Genomic DNA, 15,453 nt, shown 5'->3' with positions numbered 1-15,453 from the left:
ATGAAAAATATCATTGAAGTTCAGCATTTAAAGTATAAATACGATAATCATGTAGATGATTATATTCTCAAGGATGTAACGTTTCACGTGAAACAAGGAGAGTGGCTGTCTATTGTAGGTCACAATGGCAGTGGCAAGTCTACGACGATTCGTTTAATAGCCGGCTTGTTGGAAGCAGAAAGTGGCGAGATTATCATTGATGGAGATAAATTAACTCTTGAAAATGTATGGGAAAAGCGCCGGCATATTGGGATGGTTTTTCAAAATCCAGATAATCAATTTGTAGGAGCAACTGTTGAGGATGATGTTGCTTTTGGTTTGGAAAATCAAGGGATGGACTACCAAACGATGTTTGACAGAGTTCAAGAAGCATTAGACATTGTTGGAATGCAAGATTTTAAAGAACGTGAACCTGCAAGACTTTCTGGTGGGCAAAAGCAGCGCGTGGCTATTGCTGGTGTGGTTGCTTTGCGTCCTGACATCATTATTTTAGATGAAGCAACTAGTATGTTGGATCCAGAAGGGCGTTTAGAGTTGATTCAGACAGTTAAAAAGATTAAAGATCGACATGGTATGACAGTTATTTCTATCACGCATGATTTGGATGAAGTAGCTCTTAGTGACCGAGTTTTGGTGATGAAAGAAGGACAAGTAGAGTCAACTAGTACACCAAGTGAGCTTTTCTCACGAGTGGATTTAGAAGATTTAGGTTTAGATGAACCTTTTACAAATCAAGTAAAAGCAACTTTGTTGAACTCGGGCTTTCAATTGCCAGAGCGCTATTTAACAGAAAAAGAATTGCAGGATTATTTATGGGAATCACTTTAGAAAATGTAAGTTATACTTATCAAGCAGGCACTCCCTTTGAGGGTCCTGCCCTTTTTGAAGTCAATTTAGAAATAAAAGATGGCTCATATACTGCTTTGGTTGGTCATACAGGTAGTGGAAAATCAACTATTTTACAATTGTTGAATGGACTTTTAGTCCCGACTGAAGGAAGTGTCGTGATTGATGATGTCAAAATTACTTCCACATCTGTAAATAAAGATATTAAACAAGTACGTAAAAAGGTAGGATTGGTTTTTCAATTTGCTGAAAGTCAGATTTTTGATGAGACCGTTTTAAAAGATGTTGCTTTCGGTCCACAAAATTTTGGAGTGTCAAAGGAAGACGCTGAACGTGTAGCACGTGAAAAATTAACTCTTGTTGGAATTTCAGAAGAATTATTTGAACGTAGCCCATTTGAACTGTCTGGGGGACAAATGCGTCGAGTAGCCATAGCTGGTATTCTAGCCATGGAACCAGAGATTCTTGTATTGGATGAGCCAACAGCAGGTTTAGATCCTGCTGGACGAAAAGAGTTGATGAGTTTATTTAAACGATTACATGAAGCAGGAATGACCATTGTTTTGGTAACGCATTTGATGGATGATGTCGCTAATTTTGCAGATACTGTCTATGTGATGGAAAAAGGAAGATTAGTCAAAAGCGGAGAACCTCGGCAAGTATTTCAAGATATATCATTTATGGAAAGTATTCAACTAGGAGTTCCTAAAATTACAAAATTTGCACAAGAATTAAAAAATAGAGGGCTAACTCTTCCATATTTACCTATCACCATAGAAGAATTTAAGGAGTTACTACATGGATAGTATGATCTTGGGGCGCTATGTTTCTGGAAATTCAATCATTCATCGACTAGATCCTCGTAGCAAACTTTTGTCAATGTTTTTCTTTATTTTAATTATCTTTTTGGCAAATAATATTGCAACCAATGGACTATTATTCGTCTTTACAATGTTATTAGTTGGACTTTCCAAAATTCCTTTAGGCTTTTTCCTTAAAGGATTAAGATCTATGGTCTTTTTGATTGCTTTTACTACTTTGTTTCAATTATTTTTTACATCTGGTGGCGCGACTTTATTTCAATTTGGCTTTATTAGAATTACCGAAGTAGGTCTGGCTCAGGCGGGTATCATTTTTAGTCGTTTTCTTTTGATTATTATTTTTTCTACCCTATTAACTTTAACAACCATGCCACTTAGTTTGGCAGACGCAGTTGAATCATTATTGCGACCTTTAGCAGTATTAAAGGTACCCGTTCATGAAATAGGTTTGATGCTATCAATGAGCTTACGTTTCGTTCCTACTTTGATGGATGATACAACACGGATTATGAATGCTCAAAGGGCGCGTGGGGTTGATTTTGGTGAAGGAAGTATTGTGCAAAAGGTAAAATCAATTATTCCTATTTTAATTCCGTTATTTGCTTCTAGCTTTAAGCGTGCAGACGCTTTGGCGACTGCTATGGAAGCGAGAGGTTATCAAGGTGGTGTAGGAAGGAGTCGTTACCGTCAGTTGAGGTGGAAAAAAGAAGACACACTTTCTATTTTTACTATGTTTGTCTTAGGTTTGATATTATTTTTCTTAAAAAGTTAAAAAACTTATATTATTGTTAGCTAAAAAACGTCTTGAAAGGCGTTTTTTGCGTATAAAATCAATATTTCTGTAATCTTTGTAATACAATCATAAGATTAGAGTAATATTTTATGTGTAATATAGTATTATACGAAAAAAGGAGAAATTGATATATACATGAAATCAATGAAATTAACGTTATCAGGACTTTTTACTGCAGTTGCTTTTTTTGCAACAGGAGCTATTGTAAGTGCTGAATCTTATACTGTTAAATCAGGTGATACTTTATCAGAAATTGCTAAAGAAAAAAATACATCAGTTGAAAAACTAGTTAAGCTCAATAAAATTGAAAATCCAGACTTGATTAAAGCTGGACAAATTTTAGAGCTTGATGAAGAGGATCTTTCAGCAGGTTCAACAGAGACTGCGACAGAAGAAGCTGTAACTTACGAAGATGTGACATATAATGCACCTGCTGCTTCTACTACTTATTCGCAACCAGCTACAGCAAACTATTCTTCAAATGTTGTCCTTCCTAACGGAAATACTGCTGGTGCTACAGGCTCTTATGCAGCTGCTCGTATGGCAGAATTGACAGGTGTTCCAGCATCAACTTGGGAACATATTATTGCTCGTGAATCAAACGGACAAGTAAATGCTTATAACCCATCAGGAGCTAGTGGTCTTTTCCAAACAATGCCAGGTTGGGGTTCAACAGCTACAGTAGATGACCAAGTTCAAGCTGCTTATCGTGCGTATAGTGCACAAGGACTATCAGCTTGGAATTATTAAGTCAAATAATAAGAATGAGTTAATTAAAAAAGGCTGGGCAAAAAAGTGTCCCAGCTTTTTATCAGATTTAGTAATAAACGAATAACGCAGCTTCAACAATCTAGTGAATTGTTGAAGGTTGGAAATCAGACTTGCGAAGCAAACCACCGTTATTGGACTCTTCATTCGCTTTTCAAGCTCGGAAGAACTCCTTTGACAAAAACTTCGTTTTCTTCATCTGCAACCTTAAACAGCTTGATAGCTGTTTAAGCACCCTTGCGGGAGTGGGACTACGAACTAAAAATCGAAAATTTTTAATTCGTAGTCCCACTTCCTTTTTTGTATATCGTAAATATAGTTTACAACTTGTGTAAAGTATTGTTTATCAATGCTGTTAAAAGATTTTGCGGCGAATCTGAGATAAAATCTGCTCCATTGTTAGTTAATTCATCTTGATTGCCAAATCCCCACAAAACTCCTAGAGTGTTCATTCCAACGGACTTTCCACCTATCATATCGAACTTGGTATCACCAATAATGACAGATTGTTCCAGATTAGCATGAGAGTCCCTTAAAGCACGAGTTAAAACGTCAGCTTTATGGTAAGAATTTGGAAGCGAGCCAAAAATACCATTGAAATGCTGATCAATTTTTAGATATTGTGCCATTTTTATAGCCATTAGTTCATTTTTACTAGTGGTGATATAGATATGGTAATCTGAATTTGCTAATTCTAATAAAAGTTCCTTTACACCGTAGTAAAGCTGAGTTTCAAAGACACCTTTATTTTTATAGTATTCTCTAAAGAAAGCAATAGCACGATTGATATCAGTTTCTGGGACAGCAGAAGCAAAGCTTACTTCTAAAGGCGGTCCAATAAAGGTATCTAGCTTTTTGTTATCGGGGGTTTTGATATTTAGTGAGGTAAATGCATAATGGAAAGCATTTTTGATTCCTGCTGAACTATCAACAAGTGTTCCATCTAAATCGAAAAAAATATATTTAAAATTTTGCATAGTCTATATTTAAGGGGGTGAGACAGTTTGGGAAACTGTTGAGATAGTGCATAAATAAAATAGGACTCTTCTGAGCTTGGAAAGTGAACAGTGTCGAGACTTGTTTCGCAAGTGCTACCAGTCTCAAAGCGGTGCTGTGAGCAATCAGCTACTTCGTCGTTAGTTTCTTATACAGTATATTTTGAAGTTGGAGGTTATTATCCCAGCTTTTTTGTATAAAAAGAGATTATTCGCCAAAAATTTCTTTGGATAATTTACGACCAGTAGGTGTAGCTGCCAATCCACCTTCAGCAGTCTCACGAAAGGCAGTCGGCATGCTTGCTCCAACTTGATACATAGCGTCAATCACTTCGTCAACAGGAATTTTAGAGTCAATACCTGCTAAAGCCATATCAGCGGCAATGAAAGCGTAGCTAGCTCCCATAGCATTTCGCTTGACACAAGGAACTTCTACCAAACCTGCAACGGGGTCACAGATTAATCCAAGCATATTTTTAATAACAAAGCAAATTGCTTGGCTGGCTTGAAATGGTGTGCCGCCTGCTGCTAAAACAAGCGCTGCAGCACTCATGGCTGATGCTGATCCGACTTCAGCTTGACAGCCTCCTTCTGCTCCTGAAATGGAGGCATTATTAGCAATAACTAGACCAAAAGCCCCAGCAGTTAATAGAAAGTCCAGTTGTTGTTTTTCAGTAAGTTCTAATTTTTCAATAGCTGATGTAAGAACAGCAGGTAAACAACCAGCACTTCCTGCTGTCGGTGTTGCACAGACCAGTCCCATTTTAGCATTGTATTCATTGACAGCAATAGCATTTTTTGCTGCTGTTAAGACAGTATAGTCCGAAAGAGCTTTTCCTGATTGAATATATTTGTGGAGTTTGGCTGCATCGCCACCTGTTAAACCACTCCGAGATTTACTTTCGTCTAATCCCATAACGACAGAAGCTTTCATAACTTCTAGGTTTCTGGTCATCAACCGTAAAACTTCATCTCGTTCACGTCCTGTCAGTTCGTATTCAGTAGCAATCATCAGTTCGGCAACACTGCCTTGAAAGTCTAAATCAGCTTGTTCTACTAATTCTTTGATTGAATAAAACATAAGTTCTCCTATTTGAAGAAATTGACATTGTGGAGGTGAGGAATTTTGCGAATTTCTTCTATTACTTCCTCGCAACTACGGCTATCAACTTCTATAATCATAATTGCTTTTTCACCAGCTTTTTCTCTTGTAACATTCATTTGTGCAATATTGATGTTGTAACGAGAGAGTGCTTCAGTAACATGAGCAATCATTCCAGGCACATCCTGATGAACAATAATAATTGTCGGAGTGTTCATACTGAGCGAAGCAGAGAAACCATTTAATTCAGTCACTTGAATATTTCCACCGCCAATGGAAATACCAGTAACACTAATTGCCTTATGCTCATTTTTAACGGTTATTTTAGCTGTATTTGGATGTGGAGCGTTGCTATCTTTTTGAATCGTCCAGACAATTTTAATCCCTCTTTTATGAGCAATCTCAAGGCTGTTTGGAATTTCAGGATCATCTGTATCCATTCCAAGAATCCCAGCTACCAGAGCCAGGTCTGTACCATGTCCCCGATAAGTTTTTGCAAAAGAATTAAACAGTTGAAATTCAACTTCTGTCGGCTCGTCATCAAAAATTGATGAAACAATTTTTCCAATACGAACAGCACCTGCTGTATGACTACTAGACGGACCAATCATAACAGGCCCAATAATATCAAAAACAGATTGAAATTTTAGTGAGTTCATCGTAACTCCTTATAAGTTCATTATCTTCATTATATCAAAGTTCAGTATATTTTTCTGCCTTTTTAGCTGATAAAATGAATGTGACGTAAGTTCTAGACTTCCTTTAAGGTCACTTTTCTTATAGTAACCTTAAAGCAAATAAATATAGGGTGGATTTTAGTCTCTCTTCAATTTGTTTGTAATATTTTTAATGAAAGGAAAAAACAATAGTAATAATTAAGGTATATGATAGTTCTATCACAGAAAAGGAGAATTTAAATGATATTGAATTTAAATAGCACAAATAAAAAAACAAAAGTAGGTTTAATGAGCTTAGTAGCCACAGCGCTGTTCTTTCTTCCTACACTTGCAAATGCAGATAGCTATACAGTAAAATCTGGAGATACTCTTTCAGCTATCGCTGCATCACATAATACAACAGTTGATAAAATTGCTCAGAAAAATAAGATTAGCAATATTCATCTGATTAGTGTTGGGCAAGTATTAGAGTTGGATGATACAGCTACCACTACTACCACTACGGCATCAAACAATTCTACCACTACCACATCTGGTCTGAGCGCTGAAGATGCGGCTGCAAAAGAATGGATTGCACAAAAAGAGTCAAGTGGTAGTTATACAGCACAAAATGGACAATATTATGGTCGTTACCAATTGAGTTTATCTTACTTAAATGGTGACTTGTCAGCAGAAAATCAAGAAAAAGTAGCTGATGCTTATGTAGCAGGTCGTTATGGTTCTTGGTCAGCTGCTAAGACTTTCTGGCTAGCAAATGGCTGGTATTGATGAATAGGAAAAATAATTGAGGTTGGGATTAATGTTCCAGCCTATTTTTTGTGATAGAAGCTGCAAAGTTACTCACTAGATTCCAAAAAGTTCTTTTGATGGAATATTCATTATCTCAATAGTCATCCACCGTATTTTGGTTTACAGTAGTGTAAAGTCATTGTTCTTTGATTATTGAAATTTGTTCTTAAGGTGATTTCGTGTTATAATAAATCTTGCTCTAAGCGACCTTCAATCGTTGAAAGCAAAACACGACCTTCAATCGTGAAATAACGAAAAGATGGGAGAACACTATGAGTGATCATTCTAAAACACGTGTCGTTGTCGGAATGAGTGGCGGTGTTGATTCGTCTGTAACAGCTTTGCTTCTAAAGGAGCAAGGATATGATGTAATTGGCATTTTCATGAAAAATTGGGACGACACAGACGAAAATGGTGTCTGTACAGCTACAGAGGACTATAAAGACGTAGCAGCTGTGGCTGATCAGATTGGAATTCCTTACTACTCTGTCAACTTTGAAAAAGAGTATTGGGATCGCGTTTTTGAATATTTCTTAGCTGAATATCGAGCTGGTAGGACTCCGAATCCAGATGTCATGTGCAACAAAGAAATTAAGTTCAAAGCTTTTTTAGACTATGCTATGACATTGGGAGCGGACTATGTGGCAACAGGTCATTATGCGCGTGTGAAGCGTGATGAAGACGGAGTTGTTCATATGCTGCGAGGAGTGGATAATGGCAAAGATCAGACTTATTTCCTTAGTCAGTTATCACAAGAGCAACTGCAAAAAACGATGTTTCCGTTGGGACATTTAGAAAAGTCTGAAGTTCGAGCTATTGCAGAGAAAGCAGGATTAGCTACTGCTAAGAAAAAAGATTCAACTGGCATCTGCTTTATTGGTGAGAAAAACTTTAAAGAATTTCTGGGAAACTATTTACCGGCTCAATCTGGTCGCATGATGACAGTTGATGGTCGAGATATGGGTGAGCATGCTGGTTTGATGTATTATACAATTGGTCAGCGTGGTGGTCTTGGCATTGGTGGTCAGCATGGCGGGGATAATGAACCTTGGTTTGTAGTGGGTAAGGATCTCAGTCAGAATATTCTATACGTTGGTCAAGGTTTTTACCATGACAAGTTGATGTCAACTAGTCTTGATGCTAGTCAGGTACATTTTACAAGAGAAATGCCGACTGAGTTTAGTATGGAATGTACAACTAAATTCCGTTATCGCCAACCAGATTCGAAAGTTACAGTATCTGTAAAGGGTGACAAGGCAACTGTCAACTTTGCAGAACCTCAACGCGCTATTACACCTGGACAAGCTGTTGTTTTTTATGATGGAGAAGAATGTTTGGGTGGTGGTTTGATTGACAACGCCTATAAAGATGGTAAGCTTCAACAGTATATTTAGATTGACATTTTTTAGCAATCTGCTAAAATAGATGTAGCAATAACTATGATGGTCAAAGCTCATGGATGTTGCAGGCTTTTTGTCCTGCACTTCTAGAGGTTTGACTTTTTTGGTGAAAAAATAAGGAAAGAAAAGATGACATACAATTTTACTGAAAGTTATGATATTGTCGTAATTGGTGCAGGGCATGCAGGTGTTGAGGCTGCGTTAGCAGCAAGCCGGATGGGCTGTAAAGTTTTGCTTGCGACAATCAATATTGAAATGCTAGCTTTTATGCCTTGTAATCCGTCTATTGGAGGGTCTGCTAAGGGGATCGTTGTACGTGAAGTGGATGCTCTAGGTGGAGAGATGGCTAAGAATATAGATAAAACTTATATTCAAATGAAGATGCTCAATACTGGGAAAGGTCCAGCGGTTCGAGCTCTTCGTGCCCAAGCAGATAAGGAACTTTATTCTAAAGAAATGCGCAAGACGGTTCAACATCAAGAGAATCTCACTTTGCGTCAAACGATTATAGATGAGATTCTAGTTGAGAACGGGAAAGTCATTGGTGTGAAAACAGCCACGCACCAAGAGTTTGCGGCAAAAGCAGTTGTCGTAACAACTGGTACAGCTTTGCGTGGAGAAATTATTATTGGAGATTTGAAGTATTCTTCTGGTCCTAATCATAGTTTAGCTGCAATTAACTTAGCAGACAATTTACGTGATTTAGGGTTTGAAATTGGGCGTTTTAAAACAGGGACTCCACCACGTGTGAAAGCCTCCTCTATCAATTATGAAGAGACGGATATTCAGCCTGGAGACGAAAAGGCAAATCACTTTTCTTATACCTCTCATGATGAGGATTACCTCAAAGATCAGATTCCTTGTTGGCTAACTTACACCAATGAGATGAGTCATGAAATTATTCAAAACAACCTTTACCGTGCACCAATGTTTTCAGGAATGGTGAAAGGTGTAGGACCACGTTACTGCCCGTCAATTGAAGACAAAATTGTTCGTTTTGCAGATAAAGAGCGCCACCAACTTTTCTTGGAGCCAGAAGGTCGAGATACGGAAGAAGTTTATATTCAGGGGTTGTCAACGAGTTTGCCAGAGGATGTTCAAAAAGATTTAGTGCATTCTATTAAGGGACTTGAAAATGCTGAATTGATGCGCACTGGCTATGCGATTGAATACGATATGATTATGCCACATCAGCTTCGTGCTACTCTAGAAACTAAGAAAATCTCCGGTTTGTTTACAGCTGGGCAAACGAATGGGACGTCTGGTTATGAAGAAGCGGCGGGACAAGGCATTATCGCAGGAATCAATGCAGCTCTGAAAGTTCAAGGGAAGCCGGAACTGATTTTGAAACGCAGTGATGGTTATATTGGGGTCATGATTGATGATTTGGTCACCAAGGGAACGGTGGAGCCGTATCGTCTTTTGACTAGTCGAGCTGAATACCGTCTCATTTTGCGTCATGACAATGCGGATATGCGATTGACGGAAATTGGACGCAGGGTAGGATTGGTCGATGATGAGCGATGGCTTCATTTTGAAATTAAGAAAAATCAATATGAAACTGAAATGAAGCGCTTGAGCACCATTAAATTAAAGCCAATTAAAGAAACGAATGAAATGGTTGAAAAATTAGGCTTTAAACCATTGACAGACGCAGTTACAGCGAAAGAATTTTTGCGTCGTCCAGAAGTTTCATATCAAGATGTTGTCAATTTTATCGGTCCAGCTGCTGAAGTTTTAGATGAAAAGATTATTGAATTGATTGAGACCGAAGTCAAATATGAAGGTTATATCTCTAAAGCGCTGGATCAGGTTGAGAAGATGAAGCGCATGGAGGAAAAGCGTATTCCAGCAACTATAGATTGGGATGATATTGATTCCATTGCTACAGAAGCTCGTCAAAAGTTTAAGAAAATCAATCCAGAAACAATTGGTCAAGCTAGTCGGATTTCTGGTGTCAATCCTGCGGATATTTCGATTTTGATGGTTTATTTGGAAGGTAAATCACGAAGTATCTCAAAAAATCAAGAAAAAGCAAAAAAATAAATGATGAAGATGCTTGTTTACACTGCTGAGCAAGTATCTTTTTCGTCAACTATGATTGACAAGGCTGTAAACTATTGAGTTGGTGAAGTTGATAAAGCATTGAAAGAACTGGTTTTGCTTTGTAAAGTAGAGCAAATAGTAATAGAAAGATGTTGTATTTTTTCTGATGTCTAACGATATATTGAGCTTGTTTTATATAAGGAAAGCTCGCTTTTTTAGAGCTTTTATGGTAAAATGGCGGTTAAGAGGTTTATGATGAAAAAATTTCGTTTTACTCCAATCCATTTTGTAATCATGGGCGTTATTTCCTTTGGAATTTTAGCTATTTTATTAAGAGTTCTTGGTAGCAGCATTTTGATGTTATTTGTGCTTTTTTTGGTGCTGGCTATTTTGATTTTTCTATTGATTTTCCAACAAAAGAGTTATGAAATTAACGAAGTGGAACAAATCCAATATGTAAACGATCAAGCAGAAAACAGTTTGGCATCATTGCTTGAAAGGATGCCAGTTGGTGTGGTAAAAGTAGACCAAATATCTGGAAATGTTGAATGGTTTAATCCCTATGCAGAGTTGATTCTCACCAATGAAGACGGTGAATTTGATGTGGATTTGCTGCAAAAGATCACCAAAACACCATTTGAAGGTGCAGGAGCGTATGCTACGATAGGAGATACTAAATATTCAGTCTATTTAGATCATGCTTCAAGTGTGTTTTACTTTTTTGATGCCTCTAGTGAATATGAAGCGACTACAGAACTAGTGACGACAAGACCAGTCATCGGTATTGTTTCAGTTGATAATTATGATGATCTGGAGGATGTCGTCTCAGATTCAGATATAAGTCACATTAACAGTTTTATTGCAAATTTTGTCTCTGAATTTGCTGAAAAATATGCTATGTTTTCTCGTCGTGTAGGAATGGATCGTTTCTATATTTTCACGGATTACACGGTGTTAGATCGGTTAATACAAGATAAGTTTGCAGTTATTGATCAGTTTAGAGAAGAGGCAAAAAAACGAGAAATCCCTCTTACATTGAGCATGGGCTTTTCGTATGGAGATAGCAATCATGAACAGATTGGTAAGGTGGCTCTGTTAAACTTGAACCTTGCTGAGGTTCGCGGTGGCGATCAGGCAGTTGTCAAAGAAAATGATGAATCGAAGAATCCTGTTTATTTTGGTGGTGGCTCAGCTGCATCTGTGAAACGGACACGTACGCGCACGCGCGCTATGATGACTGCTATTTCGGATAAGATTAAAAGTGTGGATCAAGTTTTCGTTGTTGGGCACAAAAACTTGGATATGGATGCACTCGGTTCTGCTGTGGGAATGCAAGTATTTGCCAGCAATATTATTGATCAGACCTATGCTGTCTATGATCCTCATCAAATGGCTGCGGATATTGAGCGAGCAGTTAGCAGATTGCAGGATGAAGGAGAGACCAAACTTCTCTCGGTCGCTGATGCAATGACAATGGTGACCAATCGCTCCTTACTAATCATGGTGGATCATTCAAAAACAGCTTTGACCCTATCAAAGGAATTTTACGATTTATTTAATCAAATTATCGTCATTGACCACCATAGAAGGGATCAGGATTTTCCAGAAAATGCCATTATTACCTACATTGAAAGTGGTGCAAGTAGTGCCTGTGAATTAGTGACAGAACTGATTCAATTCCAAAATTCTAAGCATCGACGCTTGAGTAAAATGCAGGCTAGTGTATTGATGGCTGGAATTATGCTGGATACGAAGAAGTTTTCTTCTCGTGTAACGAGTCGGACGTTTGATGTAGCAAGTTATTTGCGCACGCGCGGAAGTGACAGCGTAGCCATTCAAGATATTTCTGCCACAGACTTTGATGAGTACCGTGAAGTGAATGAGCTAATTTTAAATGGTAAGAAAATCTTGCCAAATGTACTCGTCGCTACTGGAGCAGAAGAAAAATGCTATGATACAGTTGTTATCAGTAAAGCAGCAGATGCTATGTTAGCTATGTCAGGGATTGAAGCTAGTTTTGTTGTGAGCAAAAACAAACAAAATAGTATATCGATATCTGCTCGTAGCCGTAGTAAAATCAATGTACAGCGGATTATGGAAGAGCTTGGTGGGGGCGGTCATTTTAATTTGGCAGCAGCGCAAATTCCTGATCAGACAATCCCACAAGTCGTACAGCAGTTGAACGAAATTATTGTTCATGAAGTATTAAAAGATAAGGAGTTAAAGAAATGAAAGTAATTTTTTTAGCAGATGTTAAAGGCAAAGGAAAAAAAGGCGAGATTAAAGAGGTGCCAACTGGTTATGCACAGAATTTTTTGATTAAGAAAAATCTTGCCAAAGAGGCGACTGCAGCAGCGATTGGCGAGCTTCGTGGTAAACAAAAATCAGAAGAAAAAGCACATGCAGAAATGTTAGCTGAAGCACAAGCCATTAAGGAAAAGCTGGAAGCAGAAAGCACAATTGTTGAATTTACTGAAAAAGTGGGACCAGACGGCCGTACTTTTGGTTCTATTACCAGCAAAAAAATTGCTGAAGAATTGCAAAAACAATTTGGAATTAAGATTGATAAACGATTGATTCAAGTCAAGAGTCCTATTCGTTCTGTTGGTTTGATTGATGTGCCAGTGAAAATTTATCAAGATGTGGCCAGCGTTATCAATCTACGTGTAAAAGAAGGTTAATAAAGAAGATTATTTGTTGAGAGAGGAGGTCTTATGGCAGATATTGATGAATTACGAGCGCAGCCGCAAGATATTTTGGCAGAGCAATCTGTTTTAGGTGCGATTTTTATTGATGAAAGTAAGCTAGTTTTTGTTCGTGAATATATCGAGCCAAGTGACTTCTTTAAATATGCTAATCGATTGATTTTTAAAGCGATGATTGATTTGGCAGATCGAGGCGATGCCATTGATGCGACAACTGTTCGTAATATTTTGGACAGTCAGGGGGATTTGCAAAATATCGGTGGCTTGTCTTACTTGGTTGAAGTGGTAAATTCAGTTCCAACTTCTGCCAATGCTGAATATTATGCTAAAATTGTCGCAGAAAAAGCCGTTCTGCGACGGCTGATTTCTCGTCTGACAGACTCTATCAATCTAGCTTATGATGGCTCTAGTCCTGCGGATGAAATCATTGCTGGTGCGGAAAAAGCACTGATTAATGTTAGTGAGAATGCTAGTCGAAGTGGCTTTAAAAATATTAAAGAGATTTTGAATCTTAATTTTGGTAGTTTGGAAACGCGGTCTCAGCAAACTTCTGATATTACAGGGATTGCGACAGGTTATCAAGATTTAGATCACATGACCACAGGACTGCATGAAGAAGAGTTAATCATCGTGGCAGCTCGTCCAGCGGTTGGTAAGACTGCTTTTGCCCTCAATATTGCTCAAAATATTGGAACAAAACTAGATAAAACAGTCGCTATTTTTTCTCTGGAAATGGGTGCTGAGAGTCTAGTGGATCGGATGCTGGCGGCTGAAGGTTTGATTGAATCGCATTCTATTCGTACGGGACAATTGACAGATGAGGAATGGGGCAAGTATGCAATTGCACAAGGAAATCTAGCAGAAGCTAGTATTTACATTGACGATACGCCAGGAATTCGGATTACAGAGATTCGTTCACGTGCTCGAAAATTAGCGCAAGAAACAGGAAATCTTGGATTGATACTGATTGATTATTTGCAGTTGATTACAGGGACTGGTCGAGAAAATCGTCAGCAGGAAGTTTCTGAAATCTCTCGTCAATTAAAGATTTTAGCAAAAGAGTTGAAAGTACCAGTTATTGCGCTGAGCCAATTGTCACGGAGTGTGGAACAGCGTCAGGACAAACGACCTGTTTTGTCAGATATTCGTGAGTCTGGTTCAATTGAGCAGGATGCAGATATTGTTGCATTTTTATATCGAGATGACTATTATGAACGCGGCGGTGAAGAATCTGAAGGGCTTCCAAACAACAAAGTTGAAGTGATTATCGAAAAGAATCGTAGCGGTGCGCGTGGTACGGTGGAATTGATTTTCCAAAAAGAGTACAATAAGTTTTCAAGTATTTCCAAGAGAGAGGAATAAATAATGAGTGATGCATTTACAGATGTTGCAAAAATGAGAAAAATTAAAGAAGAAATCAAAGCCCATGAAGGGAAAATGGTAGAAATGACTCTTGAAAATGGTCGTAAACGTCAAAAAAATAAGCAAGGTCGTTTAATTGAGGTTTACCCTTCTTTGTTTATCGTTGAGTATACAAACAGCGGCAGCAATCCGGGTAAGATTGAAAATACTTATGTCGAATCTTACACTTATTCAGATATTTTAACGGAGAAAAATCTCATTCATTATTTGGATTAAGAATAAACTTGTTTTAAGTAAAAGATTGCTTTGATATGATGTGGCTGGAGTGAAAAATGATTAAAAATCTAGTTTTTGATTTTGGCAATGTTTTAATTGAATGGAATCCTGCTAAGATTTTAGCTACTTTTGTAGAAGATGAAGAAGACCGAAAGCGCATCAAGGCTGCCATTTTTGATTCGGGGCTTTGGGCTCAGACGGATACTGGAGAATTAACTTTGGAAGAAGCCATTCAGGCGGCTCAAACATTGCTAGATAGTTCTTACTCTGCCACTGTTGAGACTATTTTTACTCATTGGTTTGAAGCAGTAGATGTTTATCATCAGCTACAAGAGAAAATTTTTGAATGGGCTCAGCTGGGGTATGGCATTTATATTTTATCCACGACAAGTGAGATATTTTATGCGGTTGAAAATGCGGGTTTATTACCGATGACGAAAGTTTTGACTGGGAAAATCCTCTCTTACGAGGTAGGGTGTGCAAAGCCAGATAAAAGCATCTATCAAAAGTTACTAGCTCAATATGCATTACAAGCTAATCAATGTGTATTTATAGATGATTTACAGGTAAATTTAGATGCCGCTAAAAGTCTAGGATTTGAAACTATTTTAGCAACATCTGAACAGCAAAATATAATTGCGATAGAGGAATTGTTGAAGAAAAAAGGTTATTTTCATAGAAAGAAATAATTTGATAAAATCCGTCTTTACAGATAGGATTTTTTTTGATATAATGGTTTTTGTGTGAAATAGCAGCAGGAGGGCATGAAGCTCGTCAACAGAACATTAGCTATAAAAGTAGCCTTGGCTGTTTAGGCGAAAATGTTCTGCACGAATCAGGGCTTTCTAAGTGACTATTTCCTCAAATTATTAT

The 15,453-nt window shown here is 37.9% G+C and carries 15 protein-coding genes; 12 read left to right on the top strand and 3 right to left on the bottom strand.

Annotation, left to right across the window (positions count from 1 at the left end; genetic code table 11):
- The 4 genes from FQ204_RS05210 (at position 1) to FQ204_RS05195 (ending at position 3,210) form a co-directional block, all read left to right on the top strand.
- Positions 1–828, top strand: a complete 828-nt coding sequence (locus FQ204_RS05210; protein WP_186286748.1) for an energy-coupling factor ABC transporter ATP-binding protein — start codon at positions 1–3, stop codon at positions 826–828.
- Positions 813–1,652 (top strand): energy-coupling factor ABC transporter ATP-binding protein, encoded by an 840-nt coding sequence (locus FQ204_RS05205; RefSeq protein WP_144209465.1) that lies wholly within the window; start codon positions 813–815, stop codon positions 1,650–1,652. Before FQ204_RS05210 ends, FQ204_RS05205 begins: the two co-directional genes overlap by 16 nt.
- Positions 1,645–2,439, top strand: coding sequence for an energy-coupling factor transporter transmembrane component T family protein (locus FQ204_RS05200; RefSeq protein ID WP_144209462.1), 795 nt, complete (start codon positions 1,645–1,647; stop codon positions 2,437–2,439). Before FQ204_RS05205 ends, FQ204_RS05200 begins: the two co-directional genes overlap by 8 nt.
- Before the next feature lie 156 nt (positions 2,440–2,595).
- Complete coding sequence (locus tag FQ204_RS05195) at positions 2,596–3,210, top strand: LysM peptidoglycan-binding domain-containing protein (RefSeq protein WP_144209460.1); 615 nt, start codon at positions 2,596–2,598, stop codon at positions 3,208–3,210.
- Between the two features lie 338 nt (positions 3,211–3,548).
- Here FQ204_RS05195 and FQ204_RS05190 read toward each other — a convergent pair whose 3' ends face one another.
- From FQ204_RS05190 to sdaAB, 3 genes are all read right to left on the bottom strand, one after another.
- Positions 3,549–4,205, bottom strand: a complete 657-nt coding sequence (locus tag FQ204_RS05190; RefSeq protein ID WP_144209457.1) for an HAD hydrolase-like protein — start codon at positions 4,203–4,205, stop codon at positions 3,549–3,551.
- A gap of 226 nt (positions 4,206–4,431) precedes the next feature.
- Entirely contained in the window at positions 4,432–5,304 is an 873-nt protein-coding gene (gene sdaAA / locus FQ204_RS05180) for an L-serine ammonia-lyase, iron-sulfur-dependent, subunit alpha (protein WP_144209455.1), read from the bottom strand.
- An 8-nt stretch (positions 5,305–5,312) separates the two neighbouring features.
- Entirely contained in the window at positions 5,313–5,984 is a 672-nt protein-coding gene (sdaAB, locus tag FQ204_RS05175; RefSeq protein WP_144209452.1) for an L-serine ammonia-lyase, iron-sulfur-dependent subunit beta, read from the bottom strand.
- Positions 5,985–6,242: 258 nt separating this feature from the next.
- On the opposite strand from sdaAB, the gene FQ204_RS05170 reads away from it, so the two are divergent.
- From FQ204_RS05170 to FQ204_RS05135, 8 genes are all read left to right on the top strand, one after another.
- A complete protein-coding gene (locus tag FQ204_RS05170; RefSeq protein ID WP_144209449.1) occupies positions 6,243–6,770 on the top strand; it encodes a LysM peptidoglycan-binding domain-containing protein in 528 nt (175 codons plus the stop codon).
- Positions 6,771–7,039: 269 nt separating this feature from the next.
- A complete protein-coding gene (mnmA, locus tag FQ204_RS05165; RefSeq protein WP_260843557.1) occupies positions 7,040–8,185 on the top strand; it encodes a tRNA 2-thiouridine(34) synthase MnmA in 1,146 nt (381 codons plus the stop codon).
- 135 nt (positions 8,186–8,320) lie between these two features.
- Positions 8,321–10,237 carry a tRNA uridine-5-carboxymethylaminomethyl(34) synthesis enzyme MnmG gene (gene mnmG / locus FQ204_RS05160; RefSeq protein WP_144209442.1) on the top strand — a complete coding sequence of 639 codons (1,917 nt, stop codon included), beginning with the start codon at positions 8,321–8,323 and terminating at the stop codon, positions 10,235–10,237.
- 255 nt (positions 10,238–10,492) lie between these two features.
- A complete protein-coding gene (locus tag FQ204_RS05155) occupies positions 10,493–12,469 on the top strand; it encodes a DHH family phosphoesterase (protein WP_144209439.1) in 1,977 nt (658 codons plus the stop codon).
- Entirely contained in the window at positions 12,466–12,918 is a 453-nt protein-coding gene (gene rplI, locus FQ204_RS05150) for a 50S ribosomal protein L9 (protein WP_144209437.1), read from the top strand. Before FQ204_RS05155 ends, rplI begins: the two co-directional genes overlap by 4 nt.
- A gap of 33 nt (positions 12,919–12,951) precedes the next feature.
- Complete coding sequence (dnaB, locus tag FQ204_RS05145; protein WP_144209433.1) at positions 12,952–14,304, top strand: replicative DNA helicase; 1,353 nt, start codon at positions 12,952–12,954, stop codon at positions 14,302–14,304.
- A gap of 3 nt (positions 14,305–14,307) precedes the next feature.
- Positions 14,308–14,580 (top strand): Veg family protein, encoded by a 273-nt coding sequence (locus FQ204_RS05140; RefSeq protein ID WP_144209430.1) that lies wholly within the window; start codon positions 14,308–14,310, stop codon positions 14,578–14,580.
- 56 nt (positions 14,581–14,636) lie between these two features.
- Positions 14,637–15,269 (top strand): HAD family hydrolase, encoded by a 633-nt coding sequence (locus FQ204_RS05135; RefSeq protein WP_144209427.1) that lies wholly within the window; start codon positions 14,637–14,639, stop codon positions 15,267–15,269.
- Positions 15,270–15,453 lie beyond the last annotated feature (184 nt).

The sequence above is a fragment of the Streptococcus constellatus genome, from assembly GCF_902167705.1.
Lineage (GTDB): Bacteria > Bacillota > Bacilli > Lactobacillales > Streptococcaceae > Streptococcus > Streptococcus constellatus_A.
This window is presented reverse-complemented; position numbering and strand designations above follow the sequence as displayed.

Bases quoted from the DNA above. Each gene is read 5' to 3' on its own strand.
- sdaAA (WP_144209455.1), bottom strand. From the start codon at position 5,304: ATGTTTTATTCAATCAAAGAATTAGTAGAACAAGCTGATTTAGACTTT.
- FQ204_RS05140 (WP_144209430.1), top strand. From the start codon at position 14,308: ATGAGTGATGCATTTACAGATGTTGCAAAAATGAGAAAAATTAAAGAA.
- FQ204_RS05205 (WP_144209465.1), top strand. From the start codon at position 813: ATGGGAATCACTTTAGAAAATGTAAGTTATACTTATCAAGCAGGCACT.
- FQ204_RS05210 (WP_186286748.1), top strand. From the start codon at position 1: ATGAAAAATATCATTGAAGTTCAGCATTTAAAGTATAAATACGATAAT.
- FQ204_RS05170 (WP_144209449.1), top strand. From the start codon at position 6,243: ATGATATTGAATTTAAATAGCACAAATAAAAAAACAAAAGTAGGTTTA.
- mnmG (WP_144209442.1), top strand. From the start codon at position 8,321: ATGACATACAATTTTACTGAAAGTTATGATATTGTCGTAATTGGTGCA.
- rplI (WP_144209437.1), top strand. From the start codon at position 12,466: ATGAAAGTAATTTTTTTAGCAGATGTTAAAGGCAAAGGAAAAAAAGGC.
- sdaAB (WP_144209452.1), bottom strand. From the start codon at position 5,984: ATGAACTCACTAAAATTTCAATCTGTTTTTGATATTATTGGGCCTGTT.
- FQ204_RS05190 (WP_144209457.1), bottom strand. From the start codon at position 4,205: ATGCAAAATTTTAAATATATTTTTTTCGATTTAGATGGAACACTTGTT.
- FQ204_RS05195 (WP_144209460.1), top strand. From the start codon at position 2,596: ATGAAATCAATGAAATTAACGTTATCAGGACTTTTTACTGCAGTTGCT.
- FQ204_RS05155 (WP_144209439.1), top strand. From the start codon at position 10,493: ATGAAAAAATTTCGTTTTACTCCAATCCATTTTGTAATCATGGGCGTT.
- FQ204_RS05200 (WP_144209462.1), top strand. From the start codon at position 1,645: ATGGATAGTATGATCTTGGGGCGCTATGTTTCTGGAAATTCAATCATT.
- FQ204_RS05135 (WP_144209427.1), top strand. From the start codon at position 14,637: ATGATTAAAAATCTAGTTTTTGATTTTGGCAATGTTTTAATTGAATGG.
- dnaB (WP_144209433.1), top strand. From the start codon at position 12,952: ATGGCAGATATTGATGAATTACGAGCGCAGCCGCAAGATATTTTGGCA.